This window comes from Sorangium sp. So ce693 (genome assembly GCF_051521375.1).
GTDB classification, from domain to species: domain Bacteria; phylum Myxococcota_A; class Polyangia; order Polyangiales; family Polyangiaceae; genus Sorangium; species Sorangium atrum.
Window position 1 is genome coordinate 11,334,824 of the sequence record NZ_CP150347.1, and the last position, 19,332, is coordinate 11,354,155.

The 19,332-nt window shown below is 70.1% G+C and carries 14 protein-coding genes; 5 read left to right on the forward strand and 9 right to left on the reverse strand.

Going from position 1 to position 19,332, the window contains the following annotated elements:
• Positions 1-45: 45 nt before the first annotated feature.
• The 6 genes from WMF14_RS42255 to WMF14_RS42280 form a co-directional block, all read right to left on the reverse strand.
• The gene (locus WMF14_RS42255; protein WP_437796082.1) at positions 46-717 is read right to left on the reverse strand and encodes a hypothetical protein; all 672 of its coding nucleotides are present in this window, start codon (positions 715-717) and stop codon (positions 46-48) included.
• Positions 668-1,390 carry a ParA family partition ATPase gene (parA, locus tag WMF14_RS42260; RefSeq protein WP_437796085.1) on the reverse strand — a complete coding sequence of 241 codons (723 nt, stop codon included), beginning with the start codon at positions 1,388-1,390 and terminating at the stop codon, positions 668-670. The genes WMF14_RS42255 and parA overlap by 50 nt, the downstream gene beginning before the upstream one ends.
• A 416-nt stretch (positions 1,391-1,806) precedes the next feature.
• Positions 1,807-2,364 (reverse strand): flavin reductase family protein, encoded by a 558-nt coding sequence (locus tag WMF14_RS42265; protein WP_437796088.1) that lies wholly within the window; start codon positions 2,362-2,364, stop codon positions 1,807-1,809.
• A 146-nt stretch (positions 2,365-2,510) separates the two neighbouring features.
• Positions 2,511-3,305, reverse strand: coding sequence for a glutathione S-transferase family protein (locus WMF14_RS42270; RefSeq protein WP_437796091.1), 795 nt, complete (start codon positions 3,303-3,305; stop codon positions 2,511-2,513).
• 214 nt (positions 3,306-3,519) lie between these two features.
• Complete coding sequence (locus WMF14_RS42275; RefSeq protein ID WP_437796093.1) at positions 3,520-3,825, reverse strand: MafI family immunity protein; 306 nt, start codon at positions 3,823-3,825, stop codon at positions 3,520-3,522.
• A gap of 56 nt (positions 3,826-3,881) precedes the next feature.
• Complete coding sequence (locus WMF14_RS42280) at positions 3,882-4,406, reverse strand: GNAT family N-acetyltransferase (protein ID WP_437796096.1); 525 nt, start codon at positions 4,404-4,406, stop codon at positions 3,882-3,884.
• A 955-nt stretch (positions 4,407-5,361) separates the two neighbouring features.
• Between WMF14_RS42280 and WMF14_RS42285 the strand changes: the two genes are divergently transcribed.
• The 3 genes from WMF14_RS42285 (at position 5,362) to WMF14_RS42295 (ending at position 11,900) form a co-directional block, all read left to right on the forward strand.
• Positions 5,362-6,552 carry a PAS domain S-box protein gene (locus WMF14_RS42285; protein WP_437796098.1) on the forward strand — a complete coding sequence of 397 codons (1,191 nt, stop codon included), beginning with the start codon at positions 5,362-5,364 and terminating at the stop codon, positions 6,550-6,552.
• Positions 6,553-6,690: 138 nt separating this feature from the next.
• Positions 6,691-10,716, forward strand: coding sequence for a hypothetical protein (locus WMF14_RS42290; protein ID WP_437796101.1), 4,026 nt, complete (start codon positions 6,691-6,693; stop codon positions 10,714-10,716).
• Positions 10,713-11,900, forward strand: coding sequence for a UDP-N-acetylmuramate dehydrogenase (locus WMF14_RS42295; RefSeq protein ID WP_437796104.1), 1,188 nt, complete (start codon positions 10,713-10,715; stop codon positions 11,898-11,900). Before WMF14_RS42290 ends, WMF14_RS42295 begins: the two co-directional genes overlap by 4 nt.
• Positions 11,901-11,938: 38 nt before the next feature.
• On the opposite strand, the gene WMF14_RS42300 is transcribed toward WMF14_RS42295, so the two are convergent.
• Positions 11,939-13,687: an FG-GAP-like repeat-containing protein gene (locus WMF14_RS42300; protein WP_437796106.1), complete on the reverse strand. Its 1,749-nt coding sequence runs from the start codon at positions 13,685-13,687 to the stop codon at positions 11,939-11,941.
• A 728-nt stretch (positions 13,688-14,415) separates the two neighbouring features.
• On the opposite strand from WMF14_RS42300, the gene WMF14_RS42305 reads away from it, so the two are divergent.
• Entirely contained in the window at positions 14,416-15,279 is an 864-nt protein-coding gene (locus tag WMF14_RS42305; RefSeq protein WP_437796109.1) for a nicotianamine synthase family protein, read from the forward strand.
• On the forward strand, positions 15,276-16,202 hold the full coding sequence (locus tag WMF14_RS42310) for an ATP-grasp domain-containing protein (protein ID WP_437796112.1): 927 nt from the start codon (positions 15,276-15,278) through the stop codon (positions 16,200-16,202). Before WMF14_RS42305 ends, WMF14_RS42310 begins: the two co-directional genes overlap by 4 nt.
• Here the strand turns inward: WMF14_RS42310 and WMF14_RS42315 are convergent.
• Both WMF14_RS42315 and WMF14_RS42320 read right to left on the reverse strand, forming a co-directional pair.
• Positions 16,141-18,270, reverse strand: a complete 2,130-nt coding sequence (locus tag WMF14_RS42315) for a 2-aminoethylphosphonate--pyruvate transaminase (RefSeq protein ID WP_437796114.1) — start codon at positions 18,268-18,270, stop codon at positions 16,141-16,143. The two genes, WMF14_RS42310 and WMF14_RS42315, sit on opposite strands and share 62 nt — an antisense overlap.
• A 25-nt stretch (positions 18,271-18,295) precedes the next feature.
• Positions 18,296-19,318 (reverse strand): TauD/TfdA family dioxygenase, encoded by a 1,023-nt coding sequence (locus tag WMF14_RS42320; RefSeq protein ID WP_437796117.1) that lies wholly within the window; start codon positions 19,316-19,318, stop codon positions 18,296-18,298.
• Positions 19,319-19,332: the final 14 nt, after the last annotated feature.

The window sequence follows — 19,332 nt, forward strand, 5'->3', positions numbered from 1 at the left end:
CGCCAGTCAGGTGCGAGAGGGGCGGAGTCGATGCGCGCGGGTCGGTCAGCTCGCCCGGGGCCGCTGCCGCCAGAGCGTCATCAGCACCCGGCCGACCTGGACCACGCGACCGACCCGCCCTTTCGGGCCGGTGTCCGCCGGACGGAACGGTTCGGTGCGGTAGCTCGCGCTCGGGGGCGGCGCCTCGCGGGGGGCGGCGGCCTCGGCCGGAGCCGCGGAGACGGACGCCGGTCCGAGGCGCTTGTCGAGGTGGACCTCGACCGCCTCGCCGACCAGGTTGCTCATGTCGCGATCGTTCTCGATGCAATGGAGCAGCAGCCGATCCGCGAGCGGATCGGGCAGGTAGACGGTGACCGCGCGCCGGGAGCGGCCGTCGTTCCCGAGGAGCACCGGTGGGCCGGCGTGCGGCTCCGAGGTGGTGGCGAGCGCCTGGGGCCCGGCGGCGGCGCTCGCCGCCTGCGGCGCCGTCGCCGCGGGCGGCTCGGCGTCTGGACGCGCCTCCTGCGAGCGCTCCTGCTGCGCCTCGGGCGCCTCCGGCGCTCGCTCGTGGCGCGCCTCGACGGGCTTCTCGCCGTCGTGCGCGCGCTGATCTGCGGCGGGCCTCGACCTCACGACGTCGTCTGCCGCTTTGCCGCCCTCGCCGCCCGCGACGAACGCGTCGGCCTTTTCAGGCGACGGCGGCTTTCGTAGCGAGACCGCGACTTGCTTTTTGGCCATGGTGAAGCTTCTCCAGTTCTTCGAGAAGGTGGGTGATCTCTCTGGCCGCGGCGTCCCGCGGTGCGTAGCCCGTCACCCCTTGCCCGCAGGCGAGGGACTCCTGGTAGGCGATGCGATAGCCGAGCTCCGTGGAGAGCACCGGCAAGCCCGACGTCTCGAGCACCGCGCGCGCCGATTTGCCGAGCGCCGTGCGGCCTTGCTTGCGTGTGATGAGGATGCAGCCCTTGAGCGCGCTCCGCAGCGCGGCGGCCTCGCGGAACACCTCGAGCGCTGCGGTGAGGGCCCACGCGTCCGCGGCCGTGGGGCCGCAGGGGTAGATGGCGATGTCGGCGACCATCAGCGCCGATCGCGCGATCTCGCCGTGGCGCGGCGGGCAATCGATGACGGTGAGGTCGTAGGCGGCGGCGACTTCCGGCAGCTGTCCCGGCTTGTGCATCGAGGCGCCCATGGCCATGACGGTCGGCGTATCGTGCCCCGCCTCGGCGGCCACGTCGCCCCACGTGCGGACGGTCCCCTGGGGATCGGCGTCGACGAGCAGCACACGCCGGCCGTTCGCCAGCGCGGCCACGGCGAGGCTCACGGCCGTGGTGCTCTTGCCGATCCCACCTTTCTGTCCGGTGAGCGCGATGATCATGATAGACCCCCCTAGCAGAACCTTCGCCGGGCGGTCCACTTTCTTGCAAGCGCCGACAGGGCTTCTACCGAGCCGTCCTGAGGGGAATTCCCGACGAGGACGTTGATTTCTCGGTCGTGTCGGCGGGTTGGCCGGCACATCGCAGGAGGTTGTTCAGCTCTCTATCCGGCGGGAGCGTGTCCTCCCGCGCGTCGCATAGCCGTCATGATGAGGATGCTCACGGAAGAGCCGCGCACGGCGCGCGAGCGGCGCCTCCGGTGCGCCCGCCGCGCTTCGTCGCTGCGGGCGCGCACGGCGCTGGCGGGCGAGCGGGCGGGAGCCATTGCCGGATCGCGCAGGCGATTGAATCGAAGCGGCAGCGATAACACTTCGGACGGTCGGCCTCGGGGTGCGGGAGCTGCGGATCGCGGCAGCGGGGCCTCGGGAAGCGACGTTGCAGTCCTGCGCCGGGCGACCTACAGGTTCTCCGGTTTGAAGAGCCTCCGGTAGCTGACGTTGCGACCGGACACCATGAACACCCCGTCGCCGCGGTAGTGGACGGTCGTCGGATAGCGCGGCGATGTCGCGACGTGCGCCTTCACCACCTCGAAGACGAACAGGCTGAAGCGCTTGACGGCGCTCATATCGACGAGCTTGCACTCGAAGCTCGCATAACACTCGGCGATGAGGGGCGCGCCGACCTTCGTCGCCTCGACGGCGGTGAGCCCGAACTGCTCGAACTTGTCGACCTCGGATCCGTGGCTGTTCCCTATCCCGATGACGGCGCGCACGAGATCGACCGTGGGCACGTTGATCACGCACTCCTTGCTGCGCCGCACCATCTCATAGCTATCGTTCTGGTCCCAGATGAAGCACCCCACGAGGGACGGCTCCTGCATCATGACCATGTGCCAGCCCATCGTCATGATGTTCCGCTGGCCCTTGTGCGCAGAGCTCACCAGCACCACAGGACCCGGCTCCAGGAAGCGCCGGACGTTCGCGACAGGAAAATCTGCCTTCTTGTAGGTCTTCATGCGATCACCCGACGCACGGATGCACGACGAGCAGGCCGGACCCTGACTGCCCGCATGGTGGGTCGGCCGCGGCCTGCCCGGCGGCAAAGCGCATTGTGCCATGTACGTCGCGGGCAGCAACGTCGGATACCAGCGCACGAGCGGCGTCAGAGCACCTGTTTGAGCAACTTCAGCGGGCTCAACCGGTCCCACACGTCCGCCTCGCGAAAGCTCGGCCGCGCCTTGACGGCCTTCGCGTACCGGGCGAGGTGTGCTCGCCTGGCGATCTCGGCGTCGAGGCGCACGAAGCCCATCCGTGCGAGGAACACGGTCCACACCACGTCCGCGGGCCCGTAACCACCGGGGACGAGCGGCTCGCGCCCATCCGCGAGCGCATCATCGAGCGCGTCCAGGAGCTCGAACGCCGCGCGCTTGCGCTCGCCGAACATCGCCACCACGCCCTTCGGGTCGAACGTCTTGATGCGCCCGGCGAATACCTCGGCCCGCCGCGCGTAGATGTCCGCGAGGTCCGCGTGCTCGGTCGCGAGCTGGCGCAGGCGCTTCTCCGTCGCCACGAGCGTCCTTCGCACGGCCGGTCGCGCGAGCGGGTTCCACGAGAGCAGCCACCCGAACGTGAGCTCCTCGATGGGGAAGGCGTAGTGGCGGTCGAGCCAGCCCCGCGTCGCGTCGTCGAGCGCGGCCTCGGTCGTGCCGAACGCGAACAGGAGGATGTCGCGGCTCTGCGAGAGCACGCGGCCGTCGACCTGCAGCGTCGGCACCGTCAGGTTCGGGTTGAGGCGCGCGTAGTCCGGCGCGAGCTGCTGCGCCCTGCGGTGGATGTCGACGCTTACCGATTCGAAGGGGACGCCGCGCTCGACCAGCGCGAGGCGCGCGATCATCGAGTAGTACGACGAGGCAGCGTGATGGAGGCGGAGGCGTGCGGGGCTCGCGGAAGCGCTCATCGCGCCGCAGCGTACCACCGCCGCGCCCGAGCAGGTGCCTGGCCAGGCGGCGATCTGCTCAGCTGCGCCTCGCTGTCGGAGGGCGACGCGAGCCGCGCGCGCCGGATGTCCTGAAGGCGGGCCGCGTCCTCGGGATGGGAACGGCGGAAATGGAGCTCAGGCAACTGGCTTTCCTCCTGCAGGGCGCCATGCACAGCATGGCGCTCGTGAAGCTTCATGCGGACTCACCCTCCTGAGAATTCCGCGATCCGAGCGCCACGAGATACCCTCGGAGCCACTTCATCCTCGAGCTCTCAGCCCATCCCATCGCCGCCATGGCGCGCTCGATGGCGCCAAACTGGGCTTGGTCGACCGGGAGATCGAGGTCGGCGATCCAGTCGATGACGTGCTCCATGGCGAGCCCCCACTCCCCGTACCGGTGAACCCAGTCGTGCGCATCGCGGAAGCGCTCTGGGGGGAGCACGTCCTTGAAGGACTCAAGCGCGACAGCGCATAAGGCTTGGATCTCTTGTTTCGTCACAGGGTCGACGGCCTCGATAGGGTGCAATGAAGCTGGCGCAGGCCCAGCGTCCGCGCTCAATCTCGCGCGTCGCTCGCAGCGCCTCGCTGGGCACCCAGGCGCAGCTCTGCCAGTCGGGTTGCGAGCACCACCATATACACGAAGGATGCGACGCCGGGGTCATCTTCCGGGTACGGGCTTTCCACGAAGCCCAGCCTCCGGTATAACCGCATTGCGGGCGTGTTGTCCGCAACGACGAACAAGGAGCATTCGCCGACGCCGAGCTCCTGAACGCCAAGCTCGACAAGGCCACCGACGAGCCACCGGCCCAGCCCCGCACCCCGGTGCTCGGGCGATATCACGAGCCGTCCGAGATGACAGCGACCGGCCCTCAGGTAATACTGGCCAAAACCGAGAAGCTGGTCATCAGCTCCGAGCATCACATAGGAGGGCAGCACATGGCTCCGCGTGTCCTCCAGGAAGGTGCTGTCCGTAAACGGGAACCTGAACTGCGGACCACCCCATATCTCGCAGCTTCGCCGATCGGGGAACCATTTCCTCATCGCCATCACATGGCTGTCTTCTGCGCGTATGAGCTTCATCTTCTTGGTATCGATCCCTGCGCTAGAGGTCATCAATGTGCACGGACAGTCCGGCGGCACAGAGCGTTCTCTGGACAATGGACTCGACCGCTGGCCACTCCCCGCCCGCCAGGTCGCGACCGATCCTTGGCATATGGATTGATGCGCTGACACGCTGCGCGTGCTCCGTGAGCCGGGCGGTTGCAGACGTGGCAGATGATCCTTGCGCCCTCTCCGACGGGATCTGTCGCATCACCCGTGCGGTAGTCGATCGCGTTCATGGTAGACGCCGCGCCTCCTCGTCCTGTCGAACGTAACCGTTCACGAATGGGCACACCAGAGGGGATTCGCGAGCTCCGCGACGCGCGCCACCCGCTGAAGCACCGTCTCGTGCGAGTGGCGCCGCCGCACTTGACCGGTCTCGCCGCGCGGATACGTCCGGGTCGCGAGGAACACCCACTTCACGGCCGCTCACGACCCGCGTTGGGCTACCTTCAGACCAAGGCGTCGCGCAGCTCGCCCCGGTCCGTGCCGTCACCAAGGTCCGCCGCAACATGACGGCGGCCCCCGCTCCATGTGTGCCTTGTGCCTCGAAGGGCTCGACCCCGCGGGGCGGCCCAGGTTGGCGGCGGCACATGGGGGGCGACCCCGCACACTGGAGCCCACGGGGCAGCCCCAGGTTGGGGGCGGCCGCCTGCACACCCGCCGGCGAAGCGTGTCCGCTCCCTATCCCTGCGCGCGCCCACGCGCGGCTCACAGCAACCCGCCCGGCGCCGCCGGTCGGACCACGCCCGCCTGCGGAGGTGAACGTTTGCGCCCCAACGAAGTTCACCTCACAAGCTCGGCTCACCTATCGTCCTCCCTGCCGGCCTCCCGTCGCTCGTCCTCGACACCGATAGCGGGCCCCGTTTACCTTGGACGAAAGATGATGAGCACAGGGACTGCTCCCGGATCTCCGGGCCTCGCCGCGAGTTACATGAGGGCTGTCCGCAGCGCGCCCTTCGCGGTGATCGAGTGCGCGGGGAACCTCGACGAGCTCGTGGTCGCCGAGTGGAACGCCGAGGCAGAACGCATCTTTGGATATACCGCTGACGAAGCGGTGGGCCGCCGCCTCGCGGACACGATCGTGAGCGAGCCGGACGCCGAGACCTTCGGGCGTGCGCTCGGGAAAGAGAGCGCCCCGCTCCGCTGCACCCACGCCTGCAAGGACGGGCGCGTTGTCGTGTGCGAGTGGCGGGTTGCGCCCGTGCTCGACGACGGCGGCGAGCCGATTCGGCTGCTCTGCTTCGGGCAGGATGTCACGGAGCAGGTCGAGGCCGTCGAGAAGTTCAAGGAGGGCGACATGATCCTCCGGGCCATCCTCGGCACCGTGGATGCGGCCGTGACCCGGATGGATCGAGATGGATTCTGCACCTTTCACGAGGGCAAGACGCTCCAGTCCCTCGGCCTCCGATCGGGCCAGTTCGTCGGATTGAACGTGTTCGACGACCCCCCCGCGCCGATGGACATGGAGCCGATGCGAAGGGCGGTCCGGGGCGAGCTCGTCCGCACCCGGGTCGAGGCGTTCGGGATGGCCTGGGAGACGTGGCTCGTCCCGCTGACCGACGAGCGCGGGGAGCGCAACGGCGCGGTCAGCTTCACGCTCGACGCCACCGAGGCGAAGGTCAGGGAAGACGAGCTGAAGGCGCGGCTCGACCTCATCGAGCGCCAGCAACAGGTGATCCGCGATCTGTCGACGCCCATCATCGAGGTCTGGGACGGCGTGCTGACCCTCCCGATGGTGGGCGTCGTCGACAGCAGGAGGGCCGCCGACGTGATGGACGACCTCCTGGCCGCCATCGTGGACAAGCGGGCCCGCTTCGCGATCCTGGACCTCACCGGCGTCGAGGTCGTCGACACGAAGACAGCGAGTTATCTCTTCGAGCTCATCCGCGCCATCCGGCTCCTGGGCGCCGAGGGGGTCATCACGGGCATCCGGCCCAACGTGGCGCAGACGATGGTCTCCCTCGGGCTCGATCTGTCGGGCATCGCGACCGTCGGAAATCTCCGCGCGGGCCTGAAGCTCTGCATGCGGCGCGTGGCAGCGGACGGCGCGGCGCCGCCCGGAGCGCCGCCGCGCGCCCCCGGGGGCGCAGCGCCGAGGCTCCCGGGCAGCGACGGGCGCTGAGGTCCAGGACACGAGGCTGGCCTTCGAGGTCGGGGAGATCGCGGTGGCCTGCCGAAGTTCACCTTTGCGTCGGCAATCCCAGGCCCGTAAGGAACGGCGGACAGGCACCGCGCGCGCGGCGCCGTGGAGACGCCGATCGTGACCACCCACCCCCGCAGCCCCACGAGCGCCGGCCAGCGCCCCGGGAGCCCTCGCCCCGCCGAGCGCCCCCTCGTCGCCCGCCGCCCCCTCCTCGTCGCTCGCCGCGCCGCCCTGGCGCTCACCCTCGCGCTCGCCGCCGCCGCGCCCGCCGCGTGCGCCCCTCGAGGCGCCGCATCGCCGCTCCCCGCCGACGCGCCGCTCCCCGCCGCGTTCTCCGCCGCGCTGGAGGCCGAGATCACGAGCTCCGCCGCGGCCGCGCCGTACCTCGACGCCCTCGACCGCGCCGTCGACGCGCCGAGCGACGACGGCGCCCTCGCCACCGTGATCGCGTCCCTCGACGCGCTCGTCTTCGGCGCCGGCACCGCGGGCGGCCCCGACCCCGACGCCGCGGCCATCGCCTTCCGCTCGCGCGAGGCGCTCCCCGAGGTCGCCCGCCGGCTCCAGCGCGCCTGGGCGTTCGCGGACGTCTCCGGCCGCGGCGCGCCGGAGATGCCGTTCGTGCGCGGCGCGCTCGCGGGCGCCCTCCACCGCATCGCCCTCTTCATCGGCGACGAGGCCGCGGCGGCGACCTGGAGCGCGCGCCGCGGCTGCGCGGGCGAGGCCGCCATCGTCGGCCCGCTCGACGCGGCGCCCCTCCACGGCCTCGCCCGGCCGTCCCCCGTGAGCTCCGCGCCGGGCGCGCCGCTCGCGAGGGCCTACCCGGGGCTCGCGCCGTTCGCGCAGAGCGCCTCGCCCATCGTCGTCCGCGCCGACGCGTGCGCCATCGACATCGACGCGGTGAGCGCCCTCCAGGGGACGCGCGCCGTGGTCGTCGACCTCCACAACCCGATCGCCCAGCGGGTGAGCCTCGCGCTCGCCTCGTCGTCCGCCGCCGTGCTCGAGGTGGGCGGCGTTCCCGCCCTCCAACGCGACTATGCGGCGGGCGGCGCGCAGGTCACGCGCTTCGCGACGGTCGAGGCCCAGCCGGGGACGCTGCGCGTCGTCGTGCGCGTGGCGCAGAAGGGCGACGGCGACGCCATCGAGCTCACCGCGTGGGGCGAGAACGGCCTGCCGCTCCGCGCCCGCGCGCCGCGCCCCGGCGCCGCCGCGACCGCGTCGGCGTCCCGGCCCGCCGCCGTGAGCCTTGCGCCGGCCGCGTCGTCGAGCGGCGCTGCCGGCCAGCGCCCCGGCGCGGCGAGCATCGAGGTCGCTGCCGCGGCCCTGCTGGCCCTCGGCGACGCGCGCACGGCCGAGCACCTCCTCGATCCTGACGGCGACGGCCGCCTCCACCAGAGCGACGCGCGCTCGCCGCGCCTCGACCTGCTCTACGCGAGGGCCATCCGCCGCGTGGGCGATCTGCCCGAGGCCGAGGTCGTCGAGCGCATCCGCGCCGCCGTCGATCGCGTGCTCGCCGCATGGCCCGCGTCGTGGGAGGCGCGCCTCTACAAGGCGGAGCTCGCCGAGCGCCGCGGCGGCCGTGGCGAGGGCACCATGGACGCCCTCCGCGAGCTCGGCGTCCGGGTCGCGCCCCCCGGGCCGACCGGCCCGAGCGCGCCCACCGTCGCCGACGCCGATCGCATGGTCCTCGCGGAGCTCGCGGCGGTCGCTCACCGCGCGAACGTCACCGACGTCGCCGAGGCCGCCTACGCGAAGCTCGCCGCGGCGGCGCCCGGCTCGACGCTGCTCGCCGTCGTCGACTACCGCATCCACGGCCGCGCCGGCGTCGACGCGGTGAAGGCCGCCTGCGAGGGCGGGCTCGATCGCTCGAGCGCCGCGTGCCTCGGCGCGCTCCTCGGCGCGAGCGATCGCGACGCGGTCCTCGCCGAGATCAAGCGGCTGCGCCGGCTCCGCCGCGCGCCCGACGCCCTGCGCGACGTCGAGCTCCGCGAGCGCGTCGCCCGCGGCGACCTGCGCGGCGCGCTCGCCGTCTACGACGCGATCCCGCCGGGGCAGCGGGCGATGCTCGAGGCGCTCGGCCTCGCCGCCGGCCGCGGCGACGCCCGCGCCGTCCGGGGCCGCCTCGCCCGCGACCGCACGACCGCGCGCGACACCCCCGCCGGGATCGGCCCCATCACCCGCGCCCTCGGCCTCGCGCCGGATCCGGCGCCGGCGCTCGAGGCCGAGGGCCGCAAGCTCGTGCTGGAGGACCAGCAGAAGGCGTTCCTCCCCGGCGCCGCCACCGCGGTGCTCCGCCACGTCGAGCGGTTCACGATCTCGCCCGACGGGCTCGTCCACTACGTCACGTACGACCTCCGCCGCGTCTCCGGCACCACGGACGTCGCCCAGGGCACGGCCACCTACGGCCCGCTCATCGAGGGCCGCGCCATGCCGCGCCTCCTGCGCCGCCGTATCCACAAGCGGGACGGCCGCATCCTCGCGCCCGACGCGGCCTCGAACGCCGCGCAGGACCAGAGCGACCTCTCCCAGCTCGAGCAGGGCGACTACGTCGAGCAGGTCACCGAGGGGTACGCGCTGCCGGGTGACGGCGGCCAGCTCGTCATCGACACGTGGGACCTGCTCCCCGAGCGCACGAGCGTCCGCGAGGCGACGATCGAGGTCAGCCGCCCGACGTCGCTCCCGCTCGCGCTCTGGTCGCACCCGCTGCTCGGCGCCGCGGAGCAGCGCGCCGAGGGCGCCTCCACGGTCAGCGTCTGGCGCATCAAGGATCAGCCGCCGCGGCGCATGGAGGACGGCGTGCCTCGCGTGGAGATGGGCGTCGGCGTCAGCCTGGGGACGCAGACCTGGGACCACGTGGCCGCGGCGCTCGACGAGAACATCCGCGCGCTCGAGGACCGCGATCCCACCATGACCCGCTGGGCGCGGGAGGCCGCGGGCGCTGACCGGACGCCGTCGCCCGCGCTGCTCGAGCGCGTCGTCGCGGCCGCGGGCAAGGCGGTGAAGGTCGCCGGCGGCGCCGAGCTCTCGGACATGGCGGCGCTCCTCGGCGGCGGCCCGCAGCGCACGACGGCGCGCGCGATGATCGAGCTCGGCCAGGGCAGCCGGTCGTGGGTCGTCTACCGCGCGCTGCGCGAGCTCGGCGTGCGCGCCGATCTCGCGATCGCCGAGACCGAGCCGTTCAGCTCGTCGGCGGACTTCCCGCCGCACGCGGGCCGCTTCCGCCACCCGCTCGTGATCGCCCGCCTTCCGGGCGGCGACGTGTGGATCGACGCCGACGTCGAGGGCCCGCCGCTGCCCCCCGGCCGCATCAGCCCCGAGCTGCGCGGCCGCGCCGCCATGCTGCCGAGCGGCGAGCTCGTCACCGTGGCCGGGACGAGCGGCGAGACCGGCGACGAGGTCGACCTGCGCCTGACGGTCGACGCGCAGGGGAACGCCACGGGAACGTTCACGATTCTGCTGCATGGCCGCGCGGCGCAGGCGCTCTCGGAGGCGTTCGAGACCGTGGTCGGCACCGCGCGGCGCGAGATGCTCCGGGGCGTCGTGCTCGGCTGGCTCCCGTGGGCCGACGTCGAGGACGTTGTCGTCTCGTCGACAGAGGGCTCATGGGAGGTCGCGCTCCGCGCCGCCGTGACGATCCACGGCTTCGCGCAGCCGGCGGGCAAGGACGCCGCGGCGTGGACGCTGCCGGGGCTCGAGCCGGTGCACCTCGTGTTCCCGCGCGCGTACACGAGCACGCTCGGCGCCTCGTACGCCTCGCGGGGGGCGCGCAAGAGCGCGCTCGCGATCGAGACCGCGCTCCAGTACCACGTGCGCCGCCGGATCGAGCTGCCCGAGGGCTACGCGGTGGCGCGCGCGCCCGAGGGCGTGCGCGTCGAGCACGCGGGCCTCGCGGCGTCGCGCAAGGGCAGCTACGGCGCGGCGATCGAGGAGGACTTCGCGCTGAGCTTGCCGACGGGGACCGTGTCGATCGACGAGTACAAGGCGTTCGTCGAGCGGGTGCAGGCGGTCGACAGCGGCTTCATGGCGGGCATCCGGGTGGCGCGCCCGGCGGCGCCCACGCGGCAAGCGCGGACGTCCGACGGCGCGCAGGGGCCGGGCGCTGTCCGCGGCGGAGCGCGGCAGCAGGCGCCGGAGAAGAAGCCGTGAGCCTCGACGTCCGCGAGTCGGTCCCGCTGGCCGCGCTCACGACGCTCGGCGTGGGCGGGCCTGCGCGCTATTTCGCCGAGGCCGCCGATGAGGCCGCGGTGGTCGACGCGTTCCGCTTCGCCGAGGCCCGCGGCGTGCCGCTCTTCGTGCTGGGCGGCGGCTCGAACCTGCTGGTCGCGGACCGGGGCGTCGACGCGCTGGTGCTGCGCGTGCGCGTCCGCGGGATCGAGCTGCTGCGCGGGCGCGGGGTGGCCAGCGGCGCGGAGACCGACGGCGGCGCGGAGGCCGGCGGCAGCGCAAAGGCCGGCGGCAACGCGGAGCGCGCCCTCGTGCGCGCGGGGGCGGGCGAGGCCTGGGACGACCTCGTGGCGCGCTCGGTCGCCGAGGGCTGGGCGGGTATCGAGTGCCTGTCGGGCATCCCGGGCGACGTCGGCGCGACGCCGATCCAGAACGTGGGCGCGTACGGCCAGGAGGTCTCGGAGACGATCGTCGAGGTCCGGGCGATCGATCGCGCGACGGGGGCGGCCGTGGTCCTCTCCGGCGCGGACTGCGGCTTCGGCTACCGCGACAGCCGGTTCAAGCGCGCGTGGCGCGGGCGCTACGTCATCACGGCCGTCACGTTCGCGCTGCGCCCGGGGGGCGCCGCGACGGTGCGCTACCCCGAGCTCCAGCGGGCGCTCGCCGTGCCCGCGGGGGGCGCCGCGCCGCCGCTCGGCGAGGTGCGCCGCACGGTGATCGCGCTCCGCCGCGGCAAGTCGATGGTGCTCGATCCGGCGGACGAGAACGGCCGGAGCGCGGGGTCGTTCTTCATGAACCCGACGCTCGCGCCCGACGCCGCGGCGGCCGTCCTCACCCGCATCGAGGCGGCGGGCGTGCTCGCGCCCGGCGAGGCGATCCCGCGGTATCCGGCGGACGGCGGCCGGGTGAAGCTGTCCGCGGCCTGGCTGATCGAGCGCGCCGGCTTCACGAAGGGGACGCGCCACGGCGCCGCGAGCATCTCGACGCGCCACACGCTCGCGCTTGTGAACCGCGGCGGCGCGACGGCGGAGGAGCTGCTCGGCCTCGCGCGGCGCGTGCGGCGAGGCGTGCTCGATCGGTTCGGCGTGGCGCTCTCGGCCGAGCCCGATCTGGTGGGGTTTGCGCCCGGCGAGATCGACGATCTCGTCAGCGGCGCCCACCTGTGAGAGGGGACCCGGGCGGCCGAGGCCCCCTGCTCGACAGCTCACCGCCCGGCGTCGTGGAGCATGCCCTTGATCGCCCAGCCGCTGTCGACCTGGCGCGGGTACAGGTCCCCGACGAAGTGCGCGCCGTGCATCAGCCAGATGGCGACCTGGCCGTTCGTGTGCCGCCATACGATGTCGTCGCGGCGATCGTGATCGAAGTCGCCGACGCCCTGCACCTGCCATGCGAGGTCGCCGGGCCCGTGCGCGTTGTTGTATGAGGGCGAGTCGAAGCCCTGCTCGCCGCCGAACCAGATGGCGAGCTGGCCACTTTCGTCCCGCCACAGGATGTCCGAGCGCAGGTTGCCGTCGAAGTCGCCGATGGCCTGCACCTTCCAGAAGAGGCTCGGGTCCTGGCCGCCGGGGTAGGCCTCGCCCACCCGCGTCCCGCCCGACATGAACCAGAGGGCGACCTGACCGTTCGTGTTTCGCCACAGGATGTCTGAGCGCGCATCGCCGTCGAAGTCGCCGACGCCCTGCACCTTCCACGCGTTGTCGACCGGCGCGGGCTGGTTGTTGTAGCCGGGATAGGCGGCCTGGGCGGCGTCGCCCTTGAACCAGATGGCGAGCTGGCCGTTGGCGTCGCGCCACAGGACGTCCGAGCGCCCATCGCCGTCGAAATCCCCGACGCCAGCCACCTTCCAGAAGAGGCTCGGGTCCTGGCCGCCGGGGTAGGCCTGACCGACGACGGCTCCGCCATCCATGAACCAGATGGCGACCTGGCCGTTCGTGTGCCGCCAGAGCACGTCGCTCTGGCCGTCGCCGTCGAAGTCTCCGGAGCCCTGGATCTTCCAGGAGAGGCTCGGATCCTGCCCGCCGGGGTAGGCCTCGCCGACGATGTCGCCGCCGTCCATGAACCAGATGGCGACCTGGCCATTGGTGTGCCGCCACAGCAAGTTGGTGCTGGCCGAGCAGTCGCACGTGTCGCCGTGGCCGCTGCACTGGTTCGAGCGTGACGACGGGCACAACTGCGACTTGATCCAGTCGAACTCGGAGCCCGTCGTGACCCCTTTGCTGACCCAGCCGTGGGTCACCGTCCACGTGTGCATCGAGTGGACGGCGTAGAGCCGGCTCGCCTCGACGTTCAAGACGGCCCCGCCCGAGTCACCGCTGCAAAAGACCTGGTCGTTGAAGCGCAGGATGTCGTGGCCATCCTCGTACCCGCCGACCACGGCGGCGTCGAAGTTCAGCGTGCCGAAGGGGGTGCTGCAGTCGGCGCCCGTGCGCCCGAAGCCGGCGATCGTGACGCGCGATCCCTCGCCGGGGTAATCGTTGGCCACGACGAAGGGCTTCACGTGCGCCGGCGCGACGCCATTCAGCTTGATGACCGCGACGTCATGCTCGATCTGCCTCTCGGTCCAGGACGGGTTGTAGTCCGGCTGGATCCTGGCCACGCCGCTCAGCACGCGTGGGCGCGCGCCCGGCGTCGCCGGATCGGGGCGAAAGGTCACCGTCGCGTCCGTGGAGCAGGCATTGTCGCCGACGTAGCCATCCTCGCAGAAGCAGTGCGCGGCGGTGAGGACCGTGTCCGCAGCGATGACCATGCCCGAGCAGCTCCCGTGCGAGGTCGACACCTTCACCATCGCGAGCAGATCGCTGGGCCCCGCCGGCGTCGGGTCGACGATCGGCGATGCGACCTGGGCCGTCTCCTCGAAGTCGCCCGCCTCGCTGGCGTCGGCCGCGCAGGCGGCCAGCGGCAGCGCCAGCAAGGGACACAGCCAGCGCCGTCGGCGAACATGCTTTTGAGTCATCGGTTCAATCCTCATTCCGCTACCCTCCTTTTCGCTTCGCCCGCCGCAGTGACGCGCGAAGGGGACATGCATCGCTTGCGCTGGCGCGCGCTCTCGCCCTCCGTCGTCAGAGGGCGTTCAGCGGGCCTCGTCAGCGACGCTTCGTTCTTCAGCTCTCCAGCCTTCAGCAACGCACGTGCCGGGTCGGGGCGGCGCTCGCCCCCGCGGATCGTCGACGCGCATGAGCGGGAGGAACGCTTCTTCCGGCCCCCTCGCGAGCCCGTCGCCTCGAGCGAGCTGTCGCCCCGGGAGGACCAGGTGTCTCCTCGACAGAGACAGGGGTCCAGCGGCGGGGGCGCGACCTGGGCTCCCCGGCCGAGCCATCCGTAAGCGTGATCACCTCCCCGGACCGGAGGGCGCGCGCCGCGCCGGCGCTGCGCCTCCACTCGCTGCGCTCGAGCGGCGACTTCGAAGCCTGCTGGGCGTTCCACCTGCAGCAGGAGCATGACCGAACGCACCGTGCACGTTATGCAGGGGGCGATGTCCCCTCACCGCTGCCGCCGCCTCGACCCAAGCTGCGCCGAGCGAAATGAGCAAACCGCCCTCGCTCCAGACGAGCCGCACCCAAAGCCAACCCGGACACCCACGGTCAACGCCCATGGGCGCCGAAGCGGCCCCGGTCGTAGACCACATCGTTGATGCCCAACCTCCGACACATCTCCCCAGCACGGTTTCAGGCGAGAAGGCTCATGCAATCAAACAAGCATCTTTTCTTGGCTGAATTACGTGCCCTGAGCTCAGAGCTTGAAGAGCTACACCAGGAAGCCGACCGTTGCGGCAATTTCGATCCCTTGGAAAAGAAGCTGGGCTCCGTTCGCCAGTTCGTCATGAACGCGGAGAACGCCTCGTGCTGGCGGCGCTGGGAAGGCGATCTCGAGCTTCTTCACGAGGCCACGATGCTTCGCGATGTCCTGGATCGCGCTCTCTGCGACCTGGAAAAGAACCATTCCCGCCACCTTTGCCAGCGACCGGCAGAGGGAACCTTGCCTCTGGAAGCCTATCTGGACGCGACTTACACGGAGTTTCGGAGGTCGTTCCGGGCGGAATTGGCGGCCTCCGGGATAGGCCCGAAATCGAGGATTGTTTTCATAGGGGCCGGGGCGCTACCCGTCACGGCGCTGCTCTTCGCCCGGGAGAGTGAGGCGGAGTTGCTGTGCCACGATATCGATCCTGAAGCGACCCGTCTCGCGGAAAAGCTTGTCATGCATCAGGGTCTGGCGGAGCGGATCCGGTGTAGCTGCCGTCCGCTCGAATCGATCCCTTGGGTCAGACAGGCGAGCCATTTCATCATCGCCTCACTGGTCAAGGAGAAGGCCGCCGTTCTTCGGCAACTGGGCAGCCAGATGCACGGGCAGGCGAAGATCATCCTTCGCTACGGCAACGGCATCAAATCGCTCTGCAATTATCCGTTCGAGAAGGAGCTCTCCGGGTCCTGGCACGTCACCCCGCTCAGCCATACCGGCGCGGTCTATGACGCCGTGCTTCTCGAGCGACACGATGGAAGCGAGGCGGGCGTGGTTGCCGCCGTCGACCAGAAGCAGGGTGTGCCGTGAAGCTGCTACTGGCGACCTGCGCGAAGATCCCTCCCGAGGCGATCGGCTGCGATCTGGCCCTCAAGAAGGCCCTGGAACATCGGGGCGTGGAGACCGTCTTGCGTCCCTGGGACCAGATCGAACCGCAGGAGGAGGCGAGAGGCCACGCGGCGGGCGTGGTGGTCCGCTCCGTATGGGACTACACGGAACAGAGTGAGAAATTCTTCCGATGGATCCACGGATTGCGGGACGAGGCCATTCCCGTGATCAATGAAGTCGACGTGCTACTGTGGAACTCGAACAAGCGGTATTTGCTGGACCTCATCGCCCACGGAGTACCCTGCCCGGTCACGCGCATCGTCGATCAAGATCCAGAGATAGAAACCACGGCGTCCCAAATTCCTGGAGATCGGCTCGTCTTGAAGCCTTGCATCGGGGAGAGCGGCGTGGGCGTGACCCTCGTTGAGCGCCACCAGGTGGCCGCACAGGCCGAGGCCCTGCGCGCCGAGACGGGCCGGAGCGATCTCTTGCTCCAGGAATTCATGCCGGAAATCCGCGAAGGCGAACTGTCGCTCGTGTTTATCGACGGACATTTCGCCCATGGCGTGAGGAAGCGTCCCAATCCCGACGATTTTCGGGTAAACGGGCGTTACCGCCCGCTTGCTCCGGTGCTCGTCGTTCCCGAGAAGGAGCATGTGGCGGCCGCGGAGGAGGTCTTGCGGCATGTCCCTGGTCGTCCCGTTTACGCGCGGATCGACGGCATCCTGCGCGGTGGCCAGTTTGTCCTGATGGAGATTGAGGTCATCGATCCCGCGCTCTATCTCGACATGGTCCCCGCGTCGGCAAATGCGCTGGCGGACGCCATCGTGGCTGCGATACGTCCTAGCCGACCCGCGGCAGGTCCTTGTAGCGCGAGTCGATTTCGCCGAGGACTTCGCGGATGACGTTCATGATCATGCGGATGTCCGATTCGACCAGATCGCCCATGACACCGATGCGGAACGTCCCGGCGGCGGTCAGCCGTCCCGGGAAGATGGTGATCCCGCGCCGCTCCAGCGCTTCGTACAAGGGCCGGAAGTCATGCGCGAACGGCTCGGGAACATGGAAGGTCGCGATGATGGGGATGGCCACCTCGTCGGGGATCAAGGTCCGGAATCCCCACTGGCGGAAGCCGTCGATCAGGATGCGCCAATTGCGCCGGTAACGTGCCCCGCGGGCGGCCACGCCGCCTTCCCGCCGGTGTCGTTCGCAGGCCCTGGCCAGGGCCGCGACGACGTGGGTTGGCGGCGTCCAGCGCCAGGTGCCGCTCTTTTCCATCGTGCTCCATTGGGCATGGAGATCGAGCGAAGGCGACATGGACCTGCCCGCCGAGGCGGCCAGGGCGCCTTTGTCGACGAGGACGAGGCCGATGCCCGGGACGCTTTCCAGGCATTTGTTGGGAGAGATGATGAGCGCCTCGAGATCGAGCGTGGCCACGTCGATGGGAAAGCCGCCGAAGGAAGCGACGGCATCGATGATGAGGCGCTTGCCCCTGCACCGGGCCACTTCCGCTACCATCTCGACCGGATTGAGCACGCCGGTGCCGGTCTCCGCGTGGCACATGGCGATGTGCGTGATGGAGGGGTCGGCGTCGAGGGCTCTCTCGAGATCCTCGCGCGTTGGTAGCGGCAGCATCGGAAGGTCGAGGGTCGTGACCTTGAGGCGAATGCCCTCGGCGATTTCCCTGAGCCGGCTTCCGTAGAAGCCATTCTGCACGATCAGGATCGTGCCGGTACGCGGCACCAGGGTCTGCATGGCCGCTTCGATGGCGTAGCTGGCGCTGCCTTGCAGGGGAACGCAGGCATGCGTCTCCGCGCCGTTGGCGATCTCGAGCAGATAGCGGCGGATCGCAGCGGTCATGTCGACGAAGTCGCCCGCGTAGGGGTTCCGGTCGAGCAGCATCGTCTCACGGATCTCCGTCGGGACCGTAAGGGGCCCCGGCGTGAGCATGTAGTGGTCGTGTCGGCGCTTCACTCCAATTTCAAGGCATCCACCATCAGCAATAGAAACAGGGCCGCCCGTGGAGAGGGATCGGCCAATGGCCTCGAAAGCCGCCACGCCGTTGAGCACCTCGTCCATGGGAATGGGATACGGGGCCTCTCCGGAGATGGCGTCGGCAAAAGCCTCGATCTCGGCGCGCTCCGTGGAAACAGCCTCAAAGGAAAGGGGACCGCCTTTGCCTGCGAGGTCGACGATCTCGAGCGTGTCCGGGCCACGGATCTCCGCGGAACCCTGGGTCCCGAATACCTGAAGGCGAAATGTCGGCGCCGTGGCCATCATCGTCGTCACCGAGGCCGTGGCTCCGGAGGCCAGGGTGAGGAGGGCGGAGACGGTGTCCTCAAGAGGCTCCAGGGCCGGAATGCGCGAGGAGCCCGCCGCGAACACGCCGGCGATGGGACCGCCGAGATGGATAATCGCGTCGATCATATGAATGCCACCCCCGGCGAAGCCGCCCGCCGGATTTTCCTCCGCTGTCAAACGCCATTGCCCTGGGGAAAATCGCCCGATGAGATTCGCGGTAAAGTTACATTCGATGTGACGAAGGGTGCCCAGGCCGCCCTCCCCGACGACGCTCTTTAGTTTGCGCATCGCGGGAAGAAACCGACGGTTGAACCCCGTGGCCACCACGACTCCCGCCGCCGATGCGGCAGCGGAGACCTGCGCCGCGCTGGAGGAGGTGAGCGTGAACGGCTTTTCGACGAAAACGGGGCGCCCCGCGCGGACGCAGGCCTCGATCTGCGCGGCATGGAGGGAATGGGGTGTGGCGAGTACGATGCCCGCGATCGTCGGTTGGGCCAGCGCTTCTTCCAGCGAGGCGAGGACCTTGATTCCCCGCGAGGCGGCCGCCTGTTCGATGCGTCCGGGAGTACGGCTGACCGCGGCGGTAAAACGGACTTTGGGGCTGACGCCCTGCACGGCATCCACGAGGAAGGTGCCCCACCGCCCAAGTCCGACGATTGCCAGGTCGATCATCGACGCCTTCCAGGTAGAGGTCCCGTCACGCGGCCGATACCCGCGGCGCTTCGCCGTTCTTGGCCGACACGTAGAACCCGTCGTGGGTGTGCAAGCGTTGCAAATTGGGATGGAGGGGACGGCGGTCCCCGGGATGCAGCTTGAGCCAGAGCCGCAGGAAGAGCCGGCGCCGCTCGACTTCGGGCCAATCCTCGAAGGTGGAGCGCGAATGAAGGACCGTGTAGTTGCTCATCAACGAGGCTTCTCCTGGTTCCAGCATGAACTTGTAGGCGAACTCGTCGCTGTCGGCGACTTGCTGGAAATAGTCGAGCGCGTCCCGCTGAAGCTGGGTCATTTCCTTGTTCCTCGCGGCCTGCTCGACGAACGGCTTGACCATGAAGACGCTGAGCTGGCCCTCGACTTCGCTGAAGACCGGAACGCGATAATCGGTTATCAGCGACCGCTCGCCCTTCGCCTCCTCTCCCTGCCAATGAACGTAGTAACCGGCATAGAGCGGGGCGAGATATTCGGGATGGGTCTCGACGATCTTGTCATGAATGGCGAGGGCGCTCGCTATTCCGCTGTGGCCGCCCAGCTTGGCCTTGCGGATCGCCAGAAGACCGACCAGCGCGCCGAAGTCGCTGTGCATGTCCAGGGGAATATTGGAGTTGTAGGCCCGCCCGCCCCCGAGATCGATGACCTGGTTCAGCCGGTCGCCGTGATGGCTCTGCTCAACCGGCACTCCGAGCTGCTTGCCCACGGCCCAGAACAACAACCCCATTTCCTCCGGCGTATAGGTCTCGACCGGCCAGCCGCGGATGACGATGACGCCGCGCTTGTGGAGAACTTCGTCGGCGATCCGGCGGATATCGTCGTGAATCTCGACGAGGGGAAAATCGCTCTCGGAAGCGGTCCGGAGCGTGAGGTTGCGCTTCCGCGCCTCATCCATGATCTTTTCGAACGCCTTCAGGTGCCGGCGCCCGAGATCGAAGGAGAGTTTTTCTTTCGTCAGGTCCGAGGCTCTCCAGGCCCCGGGATGGCCAGTGTACCTTGCAAGGCTGTTGGACATGTCGATTTCCCGCG

Excerpts from the sequence above, each read along its gene's own strand:
- WMF14_RS42255 (WP_437796082.1), bottom strand. The coding sequence starts at position 717 with ATGGCCAAAAAGCAAGTCGCGGTCTCGCTACGAAAGCCGCCGTCGCCT.
- WMF14_RS42265 (WP_437796088.1), bottom strand. The coding sequence starts at position 2,364 with ATGAAGACCTACAAGAAGGCAGATTTTCCTGTCGCGAACGTCCGGCGC.
- WMF14_RS42270 (WP_437796091.1), bottom strand. The coding sequence starts at position 3,305 with ATGAGCGCTTCCGCGAGCCCCGCACGCCTCCGCCTCCATCACGCTGCC.
- WMF14_RS42280 (WP_437796096.1), bottom strand. The coding sequence starts at position 4,406 with ATGAAGCTCATACGCGCAGAAGACAGCCATGTGATGGCGATGAGGAAA.
- WMF14_RS42285 (WP_437796098.1), top strand. The coding sequence starts at position 5,362 with ATGAGGGCTGTCCGCAGCGCGCCCTTCGCGGTGATCGAGTGCGCGGGG.
- WMF14_RS42300 (WP_437796106.1), bottom strand. The coding sequence starts at position 13,687 with ATGACTCAAAAGCATGTTCGCCGACGGCGCTGGCTGTGTCCCTTGCTG.
- WMF14_RS42305 (WP_437796109.1), top strand. The coding sequence starts at position 14,416 with ATGCAATCAAACAAGCATCTTTTCTTGGCTGAATTACGTGCCCTGAGC.
- WMF14_RS42315 (WP_437796114.1), bottom strand. The coding sequence starts at position 18,270 with ATGATCGACCTGGCAATCGTCGGACTTGGGCGGTGGGGCACCTTCCTC.
- WMF14_RS42320 (WP_437796117.1), bottom strand. The coding sequence starts at position 19,318 with ATGTCCAACAGCCTTGCAAGGTACACTGGCCATCCCGGGGCCTGGAGA.